We start from the raw sequence: 21190 nt of genomic DNA, 5'->3' as shown, positions 1-21190 counted from the left end.
AACGACACGAGCCTTATGAAGCTAAGTAACCGACTGCAAACTCTCCACTCCCTTGTCAGCAATGACTACCAACATATTGGGGATTGTTGTTGTGATCACGGCTTCTTGGGTGTTCAGCTATTATCTGACCACAAAGCACCGCAGATTCATTTTGTCGATATTGTCCCTTCTCTGATGAATGAACTGGAAGGCAAACTAACGCGTTACTTTCCCCAAGGTGAAACCGCAAAGCAAAAGGTTACTAGCCAATGGCAAGTCTACTGCTTGGATGTCGCAGCGATTCCATTGGAAAAGCACACTGGCAGACATCTAGTCATTATTGCGGGTGTGGGAGGCGATCTAACACAAAAGCTCGTCGACGATATTCATTGTAAGCATCCAGACAAAGCGATCGATTTTTTGCTTTGCCCGGTTCATCAGCAGTTCGAGCTAAGAAATCATTTAAAGGCGCTCAATTTCGGCCTAATTGATGAAGTGTTAATTGAAGAGAACCGTCGTTACTACGAGATTTTATTGGTCAGCAATAACCAAGGTGAAAGCGACAAAAATCTAGATGATAACGGCAATAACCGAACGGTAACTGAGATATCAAACGTCGGTGACAAGATCTGGACACCAAACTGTGATGAACAAGTGAAGGTATCACAGCAATACAAAGCCAAAACATTGCAGCACTACTTGCGCATCCATCAAGGACAAGAGAAGCAAGGCAAAACCAGTCAGGTTAAGCACATCATTGAGGCTTATCAAGCGATTTAACTTCCTCACTCTTTGACCATCCTTGTTTTAGCGCTTTAAAACATAGTGAGCACTGACTGCACTGTTTGAGTAGACAAAGTCCAATCAATAAAAAAGCCGACAGTTCAATGAACTATCGGCTTTTTTGATGCTATCGATTTGGTATGATCTTACTGTTCTTGTTTCTTATAAGCGACATCAGGTTCATCAATCATTTCAACCTCAGAGGGCGTATCAAGAGCATAAACCGTATCGAGATAGTCGTCTTTCTCTTTCCACGTACTATTCAACCAACTGTGGAAACGACGTTTAAACGCTTTATCTTCAAAATAATTACCGTTCACGTTCTCATCCATTGGGTGCAGTTTAATACGCACCACCACCTTGGTCATTTTACCCTTCAGCATGTCTTCAAATGGAGAAGCCTGATTTTCTGGATAAGCCAGAGTGACATCCACAATACCATCCAAGATTGGGCCCATAGCAGACAGAGCAAACGCCACACCACCTGTTTTCGGTTTAAGTAGATGTCGATAAGGTGTTTTCGCTGTCGCCAGTTTCTCGTGGTTTGCACGAGTTCCTTCCACAAAATTTACCAAGGTTGTCGGTGCCCATTTGAACTTAGTACATGCCTTATTAATTGCATCAAAGTCATCATTGCGACGCTCAGGGTTACGAATCAAAAACTCACGTGAGTGACGTCTCATGAAAGGCATATCCAAGCCCCAACATGCCAAACCAACAAAAGGGACGTACAGCAATTCATGCTTAAGGAAGAACTTGGTCATTGGCATCTTATCTTTCAAGATCGAAGACAAGATCACGATATCCGCCCAGCTCAGGTGATTCGACATCATCAAGTACCATTGCTTAGTCGAGATGTCTTCCCCGCCCTCAACTTGCCACTCGATATCGTTATTCACATTCAACATCCAAAGATTGAGCGAAGCCCAACACCAAAATGTGAAATTCGCTAAACGAGTACATGACTTTTGAACAATAGAGATTGGAAGAATCAGTTTGATGAGGCCAAAAAAGCTCACGGTAAACGCAGTCATTGCGGTATTGATGGTCACGAACAACACGTTCAAGGCCATACGAAGATTATCAAGCATAAAACACGGCTATATTGAGATCGAAAGCCGCCATTATACTCATCTATAAAATATTCTCTTTAGTTATTGGTGAATACATTAAGGGTCAAACCACGGAACTAATTTTGGTCTGTGCCCATAAATCAATCTCTCCCCTTAATCTGAAAGTGCCACATCAAAAAACAATAAAGAGGTCATTTAGACACAGCAGTACAAAGTCTATTTGACATCATTCAAGTTAATTTTTACCGAATAACCAGTATTGATAAGCATTCTCATTAATGGCATGGTACATGCAACTCCAAAGTGTAAATAGTTGAGTATCCTTAATGAGATAACTTCTCTAAGTAAAGGTGATGATATGACAGATATTCCTCATGGTTTGGTAACTGGCAAAGTCTTACATAAAACACAATGGACAAATCAACTGTTCTCGCTGCAAGTCAGTGCTCCCGTCTCTCCCTATCAGGCGGGTCAATTCACGAAACTTGGCTTGCTTAACAGAGAGGATGAGTTCGTAAGACGGGCTTATTCAATGGTGAATGCGCCAGAGCACAAACAAGGTCACCAACATCTGGAGTTTTTGATTATTAAGGATCAGAACGGTCAGCTTTCACCTCAACTTCATGAGTTGAAGGTAGGCGATGACATCTTTGTCGGCAAAGACCCAAGCGGCTTTATGACCTTAGATGAGATCCCAGAGATCGCCGACGATCTATGGATGCTTTCAACCGGGACTGCCGTTGGGCCTTTTATCTCAATGCTCGAAAGCATGCAGATACAACAGCAAAACGGCTCAGATGTCGAAAAAGTAATGTCATTCAAAAACCTTGTACTGGTTCATGCCGTAAGAACAGAACAAGACCTGACTTATCGAGACCGTATCGCTCAACTCGTTAATCACTTCCAAGGGAAACTACAATATGTGCCAATTATTTCTAGAGAATCAGTCACCGGAACTTTGCGCGGACGAATCCCAAGCTTGTTACTTGGAGGCAACCTTGAGCAAACCACGTCTGTCGCTTTCAATCAAACCCGCAGTTTTTTCTACCTTTGTGGCAATCCGCAAATGGTTCGCGACACAAGTGAAGCACTAACCAGCTTAGGTTTCGAGAAGCACTTACGCAGAAAACCCGGCCAATTCAGCAGTGAAAACTACTGGTAATCACAGTCACCAATTCCATCAAAGCTAATGCTTGTATTCAAAATACAGACAGATAAGAGGTTTTATATGAGTCATTTACGTATTCCGTCACACTGGAAAATTCAACGTTCAACGCCATTTTTCACCAAAGACAACATACCGGCTGCATTGCTTAATCACCATAACACCGCAGAAGGCGTATTCGGCCAGATCTGCGTAATGGAAGGCACGGTCACCTTCTACGGTTTTGCCGATGCAGAAGCGACAGAACCCGAAAGTGTTATCACAATCGAAGCTGGACAATTTGCCACAAGCCCACCTCAATATTGGCATCGAGTAGAACTTAGCGACGACGCACAATTCAACATTAACTTCTGGTCAGAGAAAGAGACCAAGAAGATGTTCAACACCAGAAAGTAAGATCCATTCAATATTGATGAACTTATAAGCAAGCTACTTCGTAATGTGATTTTCAGTGTTCATAAGTGAAGAAAAAGACCAAATAACCATAGTAATTACAGTGACTAATGGTGATAGACAAGACAAAAAAACTCTAGCACACTGAACAGAGTTGCAGGGCATGTTGACCTATCGAGCTGATTTTTGCAGCCGTTTGTGGGTTATTTATACAAGGCAGAGAATTCGAGGTGTAGCTCGCCTACATGAGAATTCGATAACGCTGTAGAAAGGAACCACAAACACTGCCCGAAGGGTTCGGCTAAAATCGTTTTACTCTTTGTTGAGAGGGTTTTGCTTAGAATGACTAGGCGGCAAACCTCTCGTCGCGATTAAAACGATTTTATCTCGAACAAAACTTAACCGCGAAAGGTCAACATGCCCTTGTTTTAATCCCGTTTCAAAGAATGAATCAGTGGGTTATTTATATTTTAGGTAAGAGAGGAAGCCATGCTCAACATTGCTTTTTTTAGCTCAAAATCATACGACGAAAAATCATTTGAACTGGCAAAAGGCGAACTCAACGCCGAGTTCCATTTTCACGATTTTCGCCTCACTACAACAACAGCAAAAATGGCGCACGACAACGAAGTCGTTTGTGCGTTTGTAAACGACGACCTATCGCGAGATGTGCTAGAGATTCTAGCGAAAGGCGGCACTAAGCTGATTGCAATGCGCTGTGCCGGTTTTGATAAAGTCGATTTAGATGCAGCCAAAGAGTTTGGTCTGCAAGTGGTTCGCGTTCCGGCTTACTCACCAGAATCGGTAGCAGAACACACGGTTGGCATGATGATGTGTTTGAACCGTAAACTACACAAAGCATACCAACGCACTCGTGATGCGAACTTCTCTCTTGAGGGTTTGGTTGGCTTTAACTTCCACGGTAAAACTGTTGGTGTGATCGGCTCTGGCAAAATTGGGCTAGCAACCATGCGTATTCTGAAAGGTTTAGGCATGAACATCCTATGCTACGACCCATACCCGAACCCATTGGCAAAAGAACTGGGCGCTAAATACGTTGAGCTCGACGAGCTTTACCAAGAATCTGACGTGATTTCTCTGCATTGCCCAATGAGTAAAGAGAACTACCACCTGTTGGATGCAACGGCATTTGAGAAAATGAAAGATGGCGTGATGATCGTCAACACCAGCCGTGGTGAACTACTGGATTCAACCGCAGCAATCGAAGCGTTGAAACAAAGCAAGATTGGCGCGCTTGGCCTTGATGTCTACGACAACGAGAAAGAGTTGTTCTTCCAAGACAAATCTAACGATGTGATTGTGGATGACGTATTCCGTCGCTTATCTGCTTGTCATAACGTATTGTTCACAGGTCACCAAGCCTTCCTGACTAAAGATGCTCTGTTCAACATTGCCAATACAACGCTAAATAGTGTTGATGCCTTCTTTACAGGCAACAACAGCGGTAACGAACTCGTTTAATAGCAGATTGAGTTAATAGCTGGCTGAGTTAATAACAGACCAGATCTACAAACACAAAGCCACGCTATTCCTAAGTGAACAGCGTGGCTTTTTCGTTTATCCAGTATTCTAAAACCGTTCCTAGACGCAGAAATGACAATCTTCGGTGTCTAAACCATACACGCCTTTTCGAATAGCAAGGTGCTCTTCCCCTGCTTTAACCCCCATCTCATAACCGGCATCAAGCGTTGATTGATCCATAGTGAGTCGCTTCACTGCAAACGCTTCTGGTGGCGCAATCACCTTGATGGTCGCATCTTTTGGAGGGTTACGAATGAACTCCAAAGACTGGTTATAGTTTTCGGCACGCACCGCCATCGACTCTGCAATATTCGGGAATTTCTTTAGCAGCTTTTTCAGCATCCACTGATACTTCTGCGGCTTCATTCGGTAGCTTAATGGGTGAGAAAGAATCACCGTAATGTCTCGTGCACCACGACGATAGGCTTCGCGAACCGGAATAGAGTCGGCTACACCACCATCGGTATAGCAACCACCAGAGAAGCACGGTGTTTCACGGTAAGCGATAGGTAGAGCTGTTGTTGCTTCAACCACGTTAGAAAGGTTTTCTGGCTTGATGTGATAGTAGTCTGCACTGCCAGTATCGACGTTAGTTACAGCAGCAATTAAAGGAACACTTGAGAACAGCTCACCACAATCCAGTGGATAACGATGGTTGGATTCATCCCACAACCACTTAACGTCGACCAAATTGCCACCTTTAGCAAAGCGAGCAGGATTGAAGAACGTTTTATCCGTCGCCATGGTAGTAATCACGTTGTAGCTACGCTTCGGAGCTTGAGATAAGTAACCAACCAAATTCGACACACCCGCAGATACGCCAATAGAAAAATCATAAGGACGGAAATCGTCTTGCATAAAAGCGTCCAATACTCCTGCTGCGAAGATGCCTCTCATTGCCCCACCTTCAACGATTAATGCGCTCTTACTCATCTCAAACTCTTCTACTTTATAAACTGATAGCCGTAGGATAATCCGTTACCCTAACTAAATATAATGGGATGAGTTTATTAATTTGATAGGCAAAAACTATCAATAGAAATGGTGCTAATTTTCAAGTAATTGGTACGACTTACACGACTCACCTAATACACAGCATGATCAAAAAAGGCCGTTGAGTGATTCACTCAACGGCCTTTCATTTAACTAATCAAACTTATTGATTACGACTTAAATTCGCTTACATCGATTTCAAGTAGCTTACCAATGCCTTCTCCGTAAGCAGGGTCGGCTTTGTAACAGTGTCTTAAGTGACGCAGCTGAATCTCTTTAGGCACGCCGCCTAGGTTACGAGCAGTGTTATCAAACAGAATCGCTTGTTTCTCTGGCGTCATCAGGCGGAACAAGTCACCCGGTTGCGAGAAGTAATCTTCATCTTCGCGGTGATCCCAATGCGCTGCAGCACCATCTAGGTTCAATGCTGGCTCTGCAAAGTCTGGCTGCTCTGCCCATTGGCCTTCGTTGTTTGGCTCATAGCCAAGTGTGCTACCAAAGTTACCATCAACACGCATCGCACCATCACGGTGGTAGCTGTGGACAGGGCAACGAGGTGCGTTTACTGGGATATGCTGATGGTTAACACCCAAACGGTAGCGCTGTGCATCACCGTAAGCAAACAGACGGCCTTGTAACATCTTGTCTGGTGAGAAGCTGATACCCGGAACCACGTTTGCCGGGTTGAATGCAGACTGCTCAACTTCAGCGAAGAAGTTTTGTGGGTTACGGTTCAATTCAAACTCACCCACCTCAATTAATGGGTAATCTGCGTGTGGCCAGATCTTAGTCAGATCGAACGGGTTGTATGGCACTTTCGCTGCGTCCGCTTCTGGCATCACTTGAACTTTCAGTGTCCATTTAGGGAAGTCTTGATTATCAATGCTGTCTAGCAGATCACGTTGATGACTTTCGCGGTCATCGCCGATCACTTGTGCCGCTTCTGCATCAGACAAGTTCTTAATACCTTGCTGAGATTTGAAGTGGAACTTAACCCAGAAACGTTCGTTGTCTGCATTAATAAAGCTGAATGTATGGCTACCAAAACCATGCATATGACGGTAAGTCGCAGGAATACCACGGTCACTCATTACGATGGTGATTTGGTGAAGCGCTTCAGGTAGAGAGGTCCAGAAATCCCAGTTGTTTTTCGCACTGCGCATGTTGGTGCGAGGGTCACGCTTAACCGCATGGTTTAGATCTGGGAACTTGAGAGGATCACGAAGGAAGAATACTGGCGTGTTGTTACCCACCATGTCCCAGTTACCTTCTTCAGTATAAAACTTCAATGCAAAGCCACGGATATCACGCTCAGCATCGGCAGCACCACGCTCACCCGCCACCGTTGTAAAACGTGCAAACAGGTCGGTCTTTTTGCCTATTTCAGAAAACAGTTTTGCCTTGGTGTATTTGGTAATGTCATGCGTAACAGTAAATGTACCGTAAGCGCCTGAACCTTTCGCGTGCATACGACGCTCTGGAATGACTTCGCGGTCAAAATGCGCCATCTTTTCTAAAAACCAAACATCTTGAAGAAGTTGAGGACCGCGCTTACCCGCAGTTTGAACATTCTGGTTATGAGCAACAGGACAACCCGCAGCTGTAGTTAGTTTTTTACTCATGATCTATTCCTTAAGGTCCAAAGGTGCAGCAATAGTGAGTGCACCTTGATATTTATACTGGCTTCCTTTCAAAAGCCCCTAAAATATTATGGATATAGAATAGACCTCTAATGGCATAAAATATAATCGTTTCTATTTATCGTTATAATCTATAAAACCTATTGAGCGACTGATTTAGGAATCATATTCTAAGGCACTGACTAATCGAGTATTTTCCTTCCTAGTTTAAGCGTCGCTGCAATATTCCTAGCCGTTCTTGCCAGATTTTTTTCCGCTTCTTTCAGAACTTGGTCAAGTGACTGAGGAGAACGAACCGTACCAAACAAGCTGCTCATTTCTCCATAAAGAGTTTCTACTTCAGTTCCCAATGAGCCAGCAATAGCTATGGTTGGAATGCCTTGTAAGCTCGCTCGTTTAGCCATGCCATAAGGCGTTTTCCCTTGCAGAGTTTGGTTGTCCATCTGCCCTTCGCCAGTAATCACCAAATCGGCACCTTTCAATAGATCATCAGCTTGCAAAACATCGAGCACCATCTCAATGCCGGGTTTAATTTGGATATTGAATAACAAACCAAGTCCCATCGGCGTGCCACCAGCCGCACCATAACCCGTACGCTTGTGAACGGGGTCATCACCACCAACACAACCTTGCGATTCAGCGATTTGAGCAAAATTCGCTAGCGCCTTATCCAGTATCAATACTTGGTCAGGTGTCGCCCCTTTTTGTGGGCCGAATACGTGGCTAGCACCGTTGTCACCACACAATGGATTATCCACATCGCACGCCACAATCAACTCGACATCTGCACAGCGCGAATCTAAGCCGGTAAGATCTATTGATGCGAGTTCTGCAAGTGCAGCACCACCTCGGTTAAGCTCTTGTCCATTGCTATCTTGCCCCTTACTATCTAACAAGCGCCCACCTAGAGCTTGAACGATACCCGCACCGCCATCGTTGGTCGCACTGCCACCCAATCCAAGAATAATCGTTTGAGCGCCCTGCTCTATTGCTTCCAAAATCAGCTGTCCTGTTCCAAAAGACGAAGCAATCAAAGGATCACGCTGTTCTGGTTTCAATAAATCCAAACCAGACGCAGCAGCTATCTCTATCAAAGCCGTTCTCTTGGAGCTCTGTACTGACGGTTCTAACATCGCCCATTCAGCACTAATCAATGTTCCCAATGGCCCTTGAACTTTATTTGTTCGCTTTTGTCCGGCTAAACCTTGTAGCAATACATCTACCGTTCCTTCACCTCCGTCAGCTAAAGGTAAGGTCACGAATTCAGCGTCAGGAAAGATTTCACGAAAGCCCTTTTCAATACACGCCGCCACCGATACCGCCGATAAAGATTCTTTAAACGAGTCTGGTGCAATAACAATTTTCATAGAGGTTGATCCGTAAGTGTTACCAATGAGCCTAAAAAAGAGAAATCACATCAAATAGTATAAAAGTTCCCTAATTAGAGCGCCCCAAAGTTGCCATTTGTTGTGACGCCCCTTTTAGTTTTGACGACGGTAAAAGCAAGATCCGTAAAGTTACTGTTCCTTAATATCCCCACATTTTGCAAAGTTAGGACGAAACAACAATCAATTGACCACAGATATTTGATTGAAATCCAATATAGATCACATCATTTGTTCCACATTGCGGAATTGGTAAGTCTTTTTGTTTCACTTTTTAACTAGTTAACAGTTATTAGAGAAAAACTTAATAAGGAAATATTTCGTAACTTTGCTCACAGAATATTTTCGGAATAAAAACAATAATTGATTCCGTATTATGGAATTCAACTTATCGGAGAACACAGATGCCTTTAGTATCAACAGAAAAACTACAACAAGAATACGAACGAATCCTTTTGGCTCGCGACATGAAGCCAGAGATGGCAACCAAGCTTGCGGCTGGTTTTGTTGAGATGGCAAACGAAGGCACATACTCACATGGCATCAACCGTTTTCCTGTATTCATTGACCAAGTAGATAAAGGTCAAATCAAACTCAATGCGGAACCAGAATGCGTTAACAGCATGGGTGCACTCGAGCAATGGGATTGTAACTACGGTCCTGGCGTTCTTAACGGTCTTATCTGCGCAGAACGTGCCATGGAATTGGCTCGTGACTACGGCATTGGCATGGTCGGTATGCGTAATTCTAACCACTGGATGCGTGGCGGTGCTTACGTATTGAAAATGGCTCGCGAAGGTTTTGCAGGAATTGCATCAACCAACTCAATCGCAGTGATGCCAGCATGGGGTGGTAAAGATCACCGTGTTGGTTCAAACCCTCTCATCATGGCGGTTGCGGGCGATCCACCGGTGGTTGTTGACTGTTCAATGAGCCAATTTTCTTACGGCCAACTACAAAACTTCGTGCTTGCTGACAAAGAACTACCTGTTGTTGGTGGCTTTGACAACGAAGGTGAACTCACTAAAGACCCGCATGTACTGTGGGAAAACAAACGCCTACTTCCAATGGGTTTCTGGAAAGGTTCATCAATGGCAATCGTACTTGACATGATGCTAACGGCAATCACTGGCGGCCACTCAGTACCAGCGCTGACTGAAGATATGGGTGGTGAGTTTGGTGTATCTCAATTCCTTATCGCTATCGACTTAAGCAAGACAATGGATCAAAGCACTTACGCACAAGAGATGAAGCGCATCCGCGATTACGTGCTTGAGTCAGAGCCTGCAGAAACGGGTTCAGTGATGATTGCTGGTTCTGAAATTGAAAACTTCATTAAGAAACACGAAGCAGCTGGCGGCATTGAAATTAACGATGGAATTTGGGAACAAATTACGTCTCTGTAATTAGCCAAAGGTAGGGAAAGCGTTATGCAAAGTGTATTAAAGAGTATTTGGAAAAGTATCGATGTCATCATGGCGGTCATTCTGACCTGTATGGTTGCGCTCGTATTTACTAACGTAGTTTTACGTTATGGCTTTTCTTCTGGTCTTCGTCCCTCTGTAGAACTATCTCGCCTTGGTCTTGTATGGGTTGTCATGCTCGGTGCTGCCGTTGTGCTGCGCCGAGGTGAACACCTCGCTGTTGCGGAATTTTCTGAACGACTTTTCCCAAAAGCAGTACCCGTATTAAGACGTATCTGCTGGGTAATAGTACTGATTTCTGTCGGCATGCTTTACGTCGGTTCATACCGTCAAATGATGTCTAACTGGTCAGATATTTCTCAGCTTACAGGGCTTCCTTCAGCATTATTTTACTTAGCCGGTGTGGTGTCAGGTTTGTTAATGGGCGTGATTGCCTTTATGCGAATCTTCAAGCCCGACTGGCAGCTAGATAGCTTAGATGAGGAGAAAGAATAATGACGTTAGCCATTTTCTTATCGGTATTGATTGTCTCAATCTTACTTGGTCTTCCTGTTGCGTTTGCACTGTTATTGTCTTCAATGGCGCTGATGCTTCACATGGACTTCTTTAGTGCAGACATTCTTGCGCAGTCTTTAATTAATGGTGTCGACAGCTTCACTCTGCTTGCCATTCCATTCTTCCTCATTGCGGGTGAAGTAATGGCATCGGGTGGTTTGTCGCAGCGTATTGTTCGCCTAGCAACCACTTACGTGGGACACCGTCAAGGTGGCTTAGGTTACGTTGCAATCATGACTTCGGTACTGCTTGCTGGTCTCTCTGGCTCAGCTGTAGCTGATGCAGCAGCCTTGGTCAGTATTCTTTACCCAATGATGAAAGCAGCGAAATACCCAGAAGCACCTTCAATGGGCTTACTTGCTTCAGGCGGTATCATCGCACCCGTTATTCCACCTTCAATCCCTCTGATCCTTGTAGGTGTTGCTGGCGGTATCTCGATCAAAAACCTATTCCTAGGCGGCATCGTTCCTGGCCTGTTAATGGGTATGACATTGATGTTTGTGTGGCGCTGGACGGTTCGTAAAGAAAACTTAGAAACGTCTGAACGTGCAACAAAGGCTGAAAAACGCGCTGCACTTAAAGATGGCGTATGGGCATTGATGTTACCAGTCATCATCATTGTCGGTATTCGCTTTGGTATTTTTACACCGACAGAAGCCGCTGTAGTCGCCGCCACTTACGCTATTTTCATCTCAACGTTTGTTTATAAAGAACTCACTATTAAGAAGTTCTACCACATCGTACTCAACGCTGGTCGCTCGACCGCAATGGTTATGTTCTTGGTGGGTTGTGCAATGGTCGCTGCGTGGTTAATTACTGTTGCTCAGCTTCCTCAACAACTCGCAGAAATGTTAGGTCCACTGGTGGATAGCCCACGCCTATTAATGGCAGTAATTATGTTGCTCGTACTTTGTGTCGGCATGGTTATGGACTTGAGCCCAACGATTCTAATCCTTGTACCCCTTTTAATGCCTGTCATCAAGATGGCTGGGATTGACCCAACGTACTTCGGCCTACTGTTCGTTATCAACTGTTCAATTGGCTTGATTACGCCTCCTGTAGGCACCGTACTAAACGTAGTGTGTGGTGTAGCGAGAGTACCAATGTCGACTGCAGTGAAAGGTGTATTGCCCTTCATCGCGGCTTACATGGCTCTGCTCACACTGTTTGTCATCTTCCCAAGCATTATCACTGTGCCAATGTCGTTTGTCATTGGTTAATCCTCGACGGAGAAAATAATAATGAAAACCCTACTAAAACTTACTCTACTCGCTTCGACTATCGCAATGAGCTCTAGCGCTTTTGCCGCTACGACTCTAAAACTGGCGCACGCTGCACCAGAGTCGGATTTGCAACAAGACCTATCTTTGTTCTTTAAGAAAGAAGTAGAAGCTCGTTCAAACGGCGAAATCAAAGTAAACATCTACCCACAAGGTCAATTGGGCAGTGATAAGCAAATGATCGATGGTTCACGTGCTGGCATCGTCGATTTAGCGATGGTTGGCTTGAACAACTACAACGGCCTAATGCCTGAATCAGCGGCCTTCACTCTGCCGTTCATGTTCCCAGATCGTCAAACAGCATACAAAGTACTGGACGGCGAGCCGGGTAAAGAAGTGTTAGCGAACTTTGAAAAATTCGGTCTTAAAGGTCTTGGTTTCCCTGAAAATGGTTACCGCAACATGACCAACAACGAAAAACCTATTCGTGTTCCTTCAGATGTTGAAGGCCTACAAATGCGTGTGAATGGCTCGAAAGCGCTAAACGATATGTTCAATGAGCTCGGTGCTAACCCGCAACAGCTTCCAGTATCTGAACTTTATACTGCACTTGAAACAGGCGTTGTTGACTCTCAAGACCACCCAATTTCTGTAACGCTGTCTTTCAAGTTTGATGAAGTACAAAAATACCTAAGCCTTACACAACATGCTTACTCACCATTAGTTCTAACAATGAACCTACGTAAGTTCGACAAGCTAACTGAAGATGAGCAAAAGATTATCGAAGAAGTTTCTGCTGAAGCCGTAGCAATGCAACGTGAGCTAAGCATCCAGAAAGAAGACAAGATGATTGCTCAACTAGAAGCAAACGGCATGCAAGTAAACCGTGACGTTGATGGTGCTGCTTTCCAACAAGCTATCCAACCAGTTTGGAGCGCTTACATCGAGAAAAATGGCGATGTGATGATCAACAAGATCAAACTAGCAGCTAAGTAACGTAATTGAGTGCGATTGCCTAGTCCTCTTTTTTAGCTAGGGAATTTAGCTAGGCAATCCGCTCGTCATTCACTCAATACAACATGGGCAAACACAATGTCTCAAGAACAAAAAACATACCAAGAATTAAAAGAACGCGTGTTCGCAGCAAACTTGCAACTTCCTAAATATGGCTTAGTGACTTTCACTTGGGGCAATGTCTCTGAGATCGACCGCGAACGTGGCGTGATTGCAATAAAACCGTCAGGTGTTGAATACGATGTAATGACGGCAGATGACATCGTTGTTCTCGATTTAGAAGGCAACCGCATTGAAGGCAAGCTGAACCCTTCAAGCGACACGGCTACGCACATTGAGCTTTACAAAGCCTTCCCAACCATTGGCGGCATCGTTCACACGCACTCTCGTAACGCAACAATTTGGGCACAAGCCGGCCGAGACATTCCAGCGCTGGGCACAACACACGCCGATTACTTCTACGGTGATGTACCTTGTACTCGCCTGCTAACAAAAGCTGAGATCGAATCTGATTACGAGAAAAACACAGGCTTGGTGATCATCGAAGAATTCAACCAACGTGATATCGACCCGCAAGCAATGCCAGGTGTCATCATCGCAGGCCACGCACCATTTACATGGGGCAAGGATGGTTCAGATGCAGTGCACAATGCAGTGGTAATGGAAGAGATTGCTGCCATGGCAACAGCCACTCGCGCTATCAGTCCAGAAGTAGCGATTCAACCTGAGCTGCTAGATAAACACTACAACCGTAAACACGGCAAGAACTCATACTACGGACAGAAGTAAGGCCTCGCACATGCATAAGTCATCACCGCATAAGTCCTATAAACATAAATTGTATAAGCACAAGCTATTGGCGTTAGATCTCGATGGGACGGTGCTCAACTCGCAGCACACTATTAGCCAAGAGTTAGTTGAAGCCATCAAGCAAGTCGCTCAACACACTCATGTGGTTATCGTTACGGGTCGCCATCATGTCGCGGCAAAACCTTATTACGATCTGCTTGGTTTATCGACTCCAATAATTTGTTGCAATGGCACTTACATCTTTGATTACCAGAACGATACGGTCATTCAAGAAAACGCAATCGACAAAGAAATTGCGGCTGAGTTTATCACCCTATCTCAAGCTCATGATCTGAAGATGGTGATGTATGTGCGTGATGCAATGCTCTACTCGAGAGCACGCCCTATTGAATACATGGAAGCGCTACTGACGTGGTCTCAAACCTTTCCAGAAAGCCAGCGACCAAACATTCAAAAGGTCGACGACTTCCAACATGAAGCACAAATTTCAGAGTATGTGTGGAAGTTTGTCGTTGAAGGTGAAGTAAACACATTCGCAGAGATTCCTTTTGTGAAAGAGAACTTCAACGGCGAACGATCTTGGATTGATCGTGTCGATTTCGCAGCAACAGGTAATAGCAAAGGTAATGCATTGACTCGCTACATTGAGCCGCTCGGTATCAGCCTAGAGCAGTGTGTCGCGATTGGTGATAACCACAATGACATTTCGATGCTTAAAGCAGCAGGACTTGGCATCGCAATGCAAAACGCAGATGACACCGTAAAAAGCTCAGCCAACCTAATCACGCCCAAAAACAATGATGATAAGACAGGGTTAGCGACGCTTTTACAAGACCTATTTAGTGCCCATTAATTTAAAGCATTGGCTTAATTAAGCTGTTTATATTTAAAGAGAATTTTTATGTTAGTCGGAAATACTCAACCTACGCAGATCAGCAAGTCGTACCCTGTCGTTATTCAAAACGTGCTTGAGTACTTGAACAGTCTCGACCAAGAAAAACTCGCATTAGGTCGCCATGAACTCCCTGGTTTTGATTCAAAACAAGCATGGTTTGTTGTATTGGAATATGACAAAGAGCCTCTAGGAAACTTCCAACCTGAAGTCCATAAATACCATTCTGACTTGCAGATCATTCTCGAAGGTTCTGAAGTGATGGCATGGGCTATAGACACTGGCGAACACAGCAACGCACAACCTTATAACCAAGAACGTGACCTTCAGTTTTACGAATACCCGGGGGTTGAGCTCAGCTTCATTCATGCAAAACGCAATCAATTTTATTTATTCACGCCAAATATCGTGCATATCACCAATATTGAAAATGATGACAGCCAACCGGTAAGAAAACTGGTGGTGAAGATTCACAACGATTTACTGGAAGCCAAATAATGAATTACTACATTGGAATTGATTCTGGCGGCACTTTTATGAAAGCCGCGTTGTTTAACGCAAAAGGTGAACAACAAGGTCTTGCCCGCGTATCGGCGAGCGTCATCAACGAAAAACAAGGTTGGGTAGAACGCGACCTAAACGCACTATGGGGTAACGCTGTCGATGTCATTAAGCAGCTTTTAGAGACCACAAAAGTAGAACCAACCTCTATTAAAGGCTTGAGCATTTCAGCCCAAGGCAAAGGCGTTTACCTTCTTGATAAAGAGGGACAAAACCTCGGCCACGGTATTATGTCTTCTGACTCTCGCTCACTGCCTATCGTTAAAGAGTGGCTAGAACAGGGTAAAGCACAAGAGATCTATCCAACCACACTGCAAACACTGTGGACAGGTCACCCTGTATCGATTATTCGCTGGATCAAAGAAAACGATGCCGAACGATACAACAACATTGGCGCAGTGATGATGTCTCACGACTACCTTCGATATCGCTTAACGGGCGAAGTCGCAGCAGAACTGACCAATATTTCAGAAAGTAATTTTTTCAACTCCATCACTGGTGAGTATGACAAAGCACTTTTGGAAACCTTTGGCATCGAAGAAATTTGGGATGCGCTACCACCCGTTGTAAAACCTCAACAGCAAGCAGGGAAAATCACTGCGGCCGTTGCCAATGAAACCGGACTAGCAATAGGTACGCCGGTGTTCGGCGGGTTATTTGATGTGGTATCAACAGCGATCTGTTCTGGAATCAACTCTGCTGAAGATACTCTGAATTACGTAATGGGCACATGGGCGGTCACGTCTGGTATCTCAAAACAAGTGACTCAAGAATCACACAATTTTGTTTACGGCCATTACGCCGTCGATAACGAATACATCATTCACGAAGCGAGCCCGACTTCTGCGGGTAACTATGAATGGTTCGCCGACTACCTTGGTGAAAATGGCCAGATTAACCACCAGCAAAATCAAGCGTTAGTGGAAACATTAGATCCGGCATCAAGCAGTATCTACTTTGTGCCATTCCTTTACGGTTCTAACCAAGGGCTTGGCCTAAAGTCAGGCTTCTATGGCCTGCAATCGCACCATACTAAAGGGCACCTAATTCAAGCCATTTGGGAAGGTATCTTATTCTGCCACAACATTCACCTAGAACGTATGCGTCAGCGTTTTCCAAAAGCCAACATACTAAAAGTGACAGGCGGCCCTGCATCTAGCCCTGTATGGATGCAAATGCTGGCTGACCTTACCGGCATGACCGTTGAAATATCAGACGTGGATGAAACCGGCTCATTAGGTGCCGCAATGATGGCAATGGTCGGCGCAGGTGAGTTCGCTTCATTAGCAGAATGTACTCAAGCGATCACTAATTCTACGTCACGTGTCGAGCCGAATCCTGAACACTACGATATATACCAAAAGAAATATAAGCACTATCAAAGACTGGTGCAGTTGTTTAAACAATTTGAGGATGAAATAGATGTCTAGCACTGTATTAAAACCATCTAAACCACTGCTACAAATGGCTCTTGATGCCACAGATATCGACACGGCATTAGCCTCAATAGAGCATGTTGCAGATAAGTTAGATGTGATTGAAATCGGGACGATCTTAGCCTTCGCCCACGGCGTAGATAGCGTAAGAATCCTACGAGAAAAATACCCAAATCACATCATTGTCTGTGACATGAAAATCACCGATGCCAGCGCCATTTTAACGCGTCTTGCGATGGATGCCGGCGCTAACTGGGTAACAGTAAGTGCAGCCGCACACATCGAAACTATTCGTTCAGCGAAGAAAGTAACGGATGAATTCGACGGCGAAGTGCAAATTGAGCTGTATGGACACTGGACAATGGAAGATGCGCAAGCTTGGGTCGACATGGGCATTAAACAAGCAATTTATCACCGTTCTCGTGATGCGGAACTTGCTGGTGTGAGCTGGACCGAAGAAGATTTGATAAAAATGCAGAAATTATCGGATATTGGAATTGAACTATCCATTACTGGTGGTATTGTTCCTGACGATCTGCATTTGTTTAAGAATCTGTCTGCAAAATCGTTTATTGCTGGCCGAGCGTTAGCTGGTAGCGATGGACGTGACATCGCAGAAAACTTCCATACTGAAATAGGTAAACACTGGTAGCACATATATGAGTGAGCAAATTAAATCGTTGTCTAAAGCACTGACCGTATTGGAATTCCTTGGGAATTATCCTAATGGCGTTTCGCTACAAAAAGTGTCTGAAGGGACTGGCTTCAACAAGTCATCTGTCCATCGTATTTTAGCAACGTTTGAAGCCTCTGGTTATGTTGCTCAAATGTGTTCAGGTAAAGAATATCGCTTAACAATGAAGTTGGTTCAGCTTGGACACGCTGCTATCAACTCTGATGTCACTGGCACCGTTAAGCCATACCTATCTGAGCTACTCGACGATGTGAATGAAACGGTTAACTTCCTCTCTTTTGATGCTGACAACATCATTTTTAAAGACAAGTTTGAACCCGTTAATTCTTCCTTTAGAACTCGAACCTACGTAGGGCTGCATTCTCCAATGTACTGCTCAGCGGCAGGAAAATGTTACTTAGCATTTAGCTCTGACAGCGTTCGAGAAACCTATTGGAAACGCAATGTCAGCACAATGAAGCCGTTAACTGAAAACACGATTCTCGACAAGTCTCAATTTTTTGGTGTTCTCGATAAAATTAAGAACCGTGGTTATGCGCTCGATGATGAAGAGAACGAAGCAGGTATTTCTTGTGTTGCTGTCCCTATTTTTGACAAGAACAATTCTCCTGTATACGCGGTTAGCGTCTCTTCGCTTACGCCAAAAATGAAAGCACTTGGCTACGAAGAGATCGCTGGCAGAATTCAAGACATAACAACGCGTATAGAACAACAACTCTTTTAAGGAAAAAGAATGTTTGATTCTAAAAACAAATTCAGATTAGGTATTTACGAAAAAGCGATGCCAACCACCCTTACATGGGAAGAGCGTTTGATTCACGCCAAAGAAGCTGGCTTCGACTTTGTAGAAATTTCAGTAGATGAAACCGATGAGCGCCGCGCTCGTTTAGATTGGTCAGACGAAGAAATTTATGAGCTTCGCCGTCTATGTGAAAAGCACCAAATGCCTTTCCAATCAATGTGCCTAAGCGCACACCGTAAGTTTCCGTTTGGCTCAATGGATGATGCTATTCGCACTGAATCGCTGATCATCATGGAAAAAGCGATTTCATTGGCTTACAAGCTTGGTATTCGCTGTATTCAAATGGCGGGCTACGATGTGTACTACGAGCCGCAATCGGCTGAAACTCACGCTCGCTTCATTGAAGGCATGCAGCAAGCCACCAAAATGGCAGAACGCGCAGGTATCATGCTAGGTGTTGAGATTATGGATACTCCGTACCTCAACTCGTTAAGCAAGTTTGAAGTTCTTAAACGTGAAATCCCGTCACCTTACTTTATGGCTTACCCAGATGTCGGTAATATTTCTGGTTGGAACTACGACGTGTGTACCGAACTAAAGCTAAGCCGTGATCACCTAGTACAAGTGCACCTAAAAGATACACTGCGAGTTTCAGAAACCTGCAAAGGCCAGTTCCGAGATCTTGTTATAGGCGAAGGCCAAGTCGACTTCCCAGCTATTTTCAAAACACTCGCTGAAATTGATTACAGCGCACCATTAGTGATTGAAATGTGGGCTCAAAATGACAACTGGTTAGACGATATCAAACAAGCAAAAGCAACGTTGAAATCTATCGCTAACCAATCTGGCTTTGAACTGTAAGGAAACGACCATGACTATTTTCCGCACTGCTTTTTTCGAAGCTGATTTAACTGAAGATCAAAAACAAGACTTCTACCAATACATGGAAAACGAAGTCGCGCCTATTATTCGCACATTTCCGAATAACCAAGGGCTAACGCTCAACAAGCCTGAAGCAATTGAAGCTGAAAGCCATAAAAACCTACTGCTTATGATGCAACACAGTTACGAGAACGAGTCAGCAATGGCTGCTGCTTTAGATTCTGAGCAACGAATCAAAAGTATGCATGCGACCAAAGTGATTATTGAGAAATACAACATTCATGTTCATCACATCAATTTTGTTCGTGATTAACAGCTTAATAGGCAATACACCGTAAAGTCTCAATCGAAAAGCAGAAGATCATCTTCTGCTTTTTTTATCGCTATCAATAAGGAATCACTATGAGAGTATTCCCGTTAAAAGATGCCCCACTGGTCTTACTGTCTCTGATCTTTTTTATCTGGGGTTTAATTACCGTTTCAAGTAATTCGCTAATTCCACATTACAAAGAAGCTTTCTCTCTCGATTATAAAATGGCGATGCTATTTCCCATGGCCTTTTTTATCACCCGAATTACGGTGTCGCTTCCAACGTCATTTGTCATGGCAAAAATTGGCTATAGAACTACGCTGAAGTTCTGCTTGATATGGTGCCTTCTGGGCTGTCTAGCCATGGCATATTTAGTACGAGGAGAAGAGCTTGTTCCAACACTCATCGGGATCTTATTGATGGCCTCAGGTGTATCAGCAATTCAAGTTGTGAGTTCACCTTACGTATCACTACTCTCGACACCCGATAAGAGTGTTATACGTCAAAGTGTGGCAACGGCATCGAACTCTGTTGGCACTGTGCTTGGTCCGCTAGTGCTTACCGCTGTCATTCTCGTGGCTACAAGTTTTAACGTCGACAACACCGCCCATCAAGTTTCGTATCTGTTCTTATTCATCGCCCTGTTCTTTTTCGGCTTACTGGTATTTTTTAGCAAAATGACGCTTCCAGATATCAAACCAAAACAGATGACTGGCTTTTGGCGAGGGTTAAAGCTTCTAATTAAAAATCAGCAGTTTATGAAGTTAGCGTTGGTACTGTTGCTGTACATCGGTGTAGAGGTCAGTTTTGGTACTTTTACTATTGCGTATCTTGCCGACCAGCAATATGGCGACCTTGGTTTGGTCTTCGCAACACAGATCATCGCTCTTTATTGGGTATTAATGTTTGTTGGAAGAGTGTTATTCGCCAAGTTTGGAAACACTGTAAACAAGCACTATCTCTTCTCACTGTCTTGCGTTATTGCCGCTTTGATTAGTGCCGTTGCGGTCTATCAAAATTATGTTTGGATTGGCTATTTGATGCTTGTCGTAGGGCTATGTAATTCTGCGCTCTACCCTATCATTTACGCACAAGCGCTACATGCATCAGGTAAGCAAAACTCACAAGGAGCAGCAATTCTCATTATGTGTTCAATTGGAGGGGTTGTTTTACCATTCGTACAGGCGAGTTTGATTGATGAGCTTTCGCTGAGTACGAGTTATATTGCGCCCGCATTAGCGTATGTATTAATGATAGTTTTGTACTGGTCTAGTTTAAAACACCGTGTTTAAACTGTTGGTTTAGATAGGTAACTTGGTTTAGTCAATCACTTGATTCAGTAACTAAGTCGATGACTAAAAAGTCAGCCTGATTGGCCTAGAAGATAGAGAAAGTGAACTGGAGAAAGATAAGGAAATGAATTTGGTGCTTCTGACGTTAGTTTGAATCAGTGAGTGGCTAATCACCACCACTGATCACACTTAACGCGGGTTATTTTAGAAATTAAACCCAAGCAGAAGCAACAAGTAGGATAATTGCACCCATGATAACGGTAGACTTAGCAAAAAATAGAACTTCATTCATTACTGAAGGTTTTGCTAGTGATACGTTGTTTTCATTCGTGATTACTGTAGCGTTCATACTGTGTTCTCATCGTTATGTGATCTTAGGTCAATTTTGCGCCGTTATGTGACCAA

22 protein-coding genes are annotated in these 21190 nt (G+C 44.0%); 17 read left to right on the top strand and 5 right to left on the bottom strand.

Annotated features, from left to right (window positions below; genetic code table 11):
• The first annotated feature begins 15 nt into the window (after nt 1–15).
• Complete coding sequence (locus AB6D80_RS03250; RefSeq protein ID WP_372187760.1) at nt 16–759, top strand: tRNA (adenine(22)-N(1))-methyltransferase TrmK; 744 nt, start codon at nt 16–18, stop codon at nt 757–759.
• A 149-nt stretch (nt 760–908) separates the two neighbouring features.
• On the opposite strand, the gene AB6D80_RS03245 is transcribed toward AB6D80_RS03250, so the two are convergent.
• Nucleotides 909–1853, bottom strand: a complete 945-nt coding sequence (locus AB6D80_RS03245; protein WP_372187759.1) for an acyltransferase — start codon at nt 1851–1853, stop codon at nt 909–911.
• 340 nt (nt 1854–2193) lie between these two features.
• Between AB6D80_RS03245 and AB6D80_RS03240 the strand changes: the two genes are divergently transcribed.
• The 3 genes from AB6D80_RS03240 to AB6D80_RS03230 all read left to right on the top strand — a co-directional run bounded on the left by AB6D80_RS03240 (nt 2194) and on the right by AB6D80_RS03230 (nt 4875).
• Nucleotides 2194–2997: a ferredoxin--NADP reductase gene (locus AB6D80_RS03240; RefSeq protein WP_032500572.1), complete on the top strand. Its 804-nt coding sequence runs from the start codon at nt 2194–2196 to the stop codon at nt 2995–2997.
• 66 nt (nt 2998–3063) lie between these two features.
• Entirely contained in the window at nt 3064–3396 is a 333-nt protein-coding gene (locus tag AB6D80_RS03235) for a DUF1971 domain-containing protein (RefSeq protein WP_009845875.1), read from the top strand.
• Between the two features lie 486 nt (nt 3397–3882).
• Nucleotides 3883–4875, top strand: coding sequence for a 2-hydroxyacid dehydrogenase (locus AB6D80_RS03230; RefSeq protein ID WP_017102307.1), 993 nt, complete (start codon nt 3883–3885; stop codon nt 4873–4875).
• Nucleotides 4876–4995: 120 nt separating this feature from the next.
• On the opposite strand, the gene AB6D80_RS03225 is transcribed toward AB6D80_RS03230, so the two are convergent.
• From AB6D80_RS03225 to AB6D80_RS03215, 3 genes are all read right to left on the bottom strand, one after another.
• Entirely contained in the window at nt 4996–5868 is an 873-nt protein-coding gene (locus tag AB6D80_RS03225; protein ID WP_372187757.1) for a patatin family protein, read from the bottom strand.
• A gap of 230 nt (nt 5869–6098) precedes the next feature.
• Complete coding sequence (locus AB6D80_RS03220; RefSeq protein WP_017100300.1) at nt 6099–7550, bottom strand: catalase; 1452 nt, start codon at nt 7548–7550, stop codon at nt 6099–6101.
• A gap of 200 nt (nt 7551–7750) precedes the next feature.
• The gene (locus tag AB6D80_RS03215; RefSeq protein ID WP_372187755.1) at nt 7751–8935 is read right to left on the bottom strand and encodes a glycerate kinase; all 1185 of its coding nucleotides are present in this window, start codon (nt 8933–8935) and stop codon (nt 7751–7753) included.
• Between the two features lie 422 nt (nt 8936–9357).
• Between AB6D80_RS03215 and yiaK the strand changes: the two genes are divergently transcribed.
• The 13 genes from yiaK to AB6D80_RS03150 all read left to right on the top strand — a co-directional run bounded on the left by yiaK (nt 9358) and on the right by AB6D80_RS03150 (nt 20785).
• Nucleotides 9358–10359, top strand: a complete 1002-nt coding sequence (yiaK, locus tag AB6D80_RS03210) for a 3-dehydro-L-gulonate 2-dehydrogenase (protein WP_009845879.1) — start codon at nt 9358–9360, stop codon at nt 10357–10359.
• 24 nt (nt 10360–10383) lie between these two features.
• Nucleotides 10384–10872, top strand: coding sequence for a TRAP transporter small permease (locus tag AB6D80_RS03205; RefSeq protein ID WP_012600147.1), 489 nt, complete (start codon nt 10384–10386; stop codon nt 10870–10872).
• Entirely contained in the window at nt 10872–12152 is a 1281-nt protein-coding gene (locus AB6D80_RS03200; RefSeq protein ID WP_009845881.1) for a TRAP transporter large permease subunit, read from the top strand. Before AB6D80_RS03205 ends, AB6D80_RS03200 begins: the two co-directional genes overlap by 1 nt.
• A gap of 21 nt (nt 12153–12173) precedes the next feature.
• Nucleotides 12174–13148 (top strand): DctP family TRAP transporter solute-binding subunit, encoded by a 975-nt coding sequence (locus AB6D80_RS03195; protein WP_012600146.1) that lies wholly within the window; start codon nt 12174–12176, stop codon nt 13146–13148.
• A 96-nt stretch (nt 13149–13244) separates the two neighbouring features.
• Entirely contained in the window at nt 13245–13955 is a 711-nt protein-coding gene (locus tag AB6D80_RS03190; protein WP_017108909.1) for an L-ribulose-5-phosphate 4-epimerase, read from the top strand.
• Between the two features lie 10 nt (nt 13956–13965).
• A complete protein-coding gene (locus AB6D80_RS03185) occupies nt 13966–14829 on the top strand; it encodes a Cof-type HAD-IIB family hydrolase (protein ID WP_269335158.1) in 864 nt (287 codons plus the stop codon).
• A 48-nt stretch (nt 14830–14877) separates the two neighbouring features.
• Nucleotides 14878–15366 (top strand): YhcH/YjgK/YiaL family protein, encoded by a 489-nt coding sequence (locus AB6D80_RS03180; RefSeq protein ID WP_017096281.1) that lies wholly within the window; start codon nt 14878–14880, stop codon nt 15364–15366.
• Nucleotides 15366–16859, top strand: coding sequence for an FGGY-family carbohydrate kinase (locus AB6D80_RS03175; RefSeq protein ID WP_371701168.1), 1494 nt, complete (start codon nt 15366–15368; stop codon nt 16857–16859). The genes AB6D80_RS03180 and AB6D80_RS03175 overlap by 1 nt, the downstream gene beginning before the upstream one ends.
• Entirely contained in the window at nt 16852–17517 is a 666-nt protein-coding gene (locus AB6D80_RS03170) for a 3-keto-L-gulonate-6-phosphate decarboxylase UlaD (protein ID WP_371701170.1), read from the top strand. The genes AB6D80_RS03175 and AB6D80_RS03170 overlap by 8 nt, the downstream gene beginning before the upstream one ends.
• 7 nt (nt 17518–17524) lie before the next feature.
• Nucleotides 17525–18283, top strand: coding sequence for an IclR family transcriptional regulator (locus AB6D80_RS03165; protein WP_371701172.1), 759 nt, complete (start codon nt 17525–17527; stop codon nt 18281–18283).
• A 9-nt stretch (nt 18284–18292) separates the two neighbouring features.
• Entirely contained in the window at nt 18293–19162 is an 870-nt protein-coding gene (locus tag AB6D80_RS03160) for an L-ribulose-5-phosphate 3-epimerase (protein ID WP_017072595.1), read from the top strand.
• Nucleotides 19163–19172: 10 nt separating this feature from the next.
• Nucleotides 19173–19496 (top strand): hypothetical protein, encoded by a 324-nt coding sequence (locus tag AB6D80_RS03155; protein WP_102382788.1) that lies wholly within the window; start codon nt 19173–19175, stop codon nt 19494–19496.
• A gap of 89 nt (nt 19497–19585) precedes the next feature.
• A complete protein-coding gene (locus AB6D80_RS03150; protein WP_371701173.1) occupies nt 19586–20785 on the top strand; it encodes a sugar MFS transporter in 1200 nt (399 codons plus the stop codon).
• A gap of 211 nt (nt 20786–20996) precedes the next feature.
• Here the strand turns inward: AB6D80_RS03150 and AB6D80_RS03145 are convergent, their stop codons facing one another.
• Entirely contained in the window at nt 20997–21134 is a 138-nt protein-coding gene (locus tag AB6D80_RS03145; protein WP_012600138.1) for a hypothetical protein, read from the bottom strand.
• Nucleotides 21135–21190: the final 56 nt, after the last annotated feature.

The organism is Vibrio sp. 10N.247.310.17, assembly GCF_041466605.1.
GTDB lineage: Bacteria > Pseudomonadota > Gammaproteobacteria > Enterobacterales > Vibrionaceae > Vibrio > Vibrio tasmaniensis_A.
Note: the sequence above shows the minus strand (reverse complement) of the source record. Positions and strands in the feature narration are given on the sequence as shown.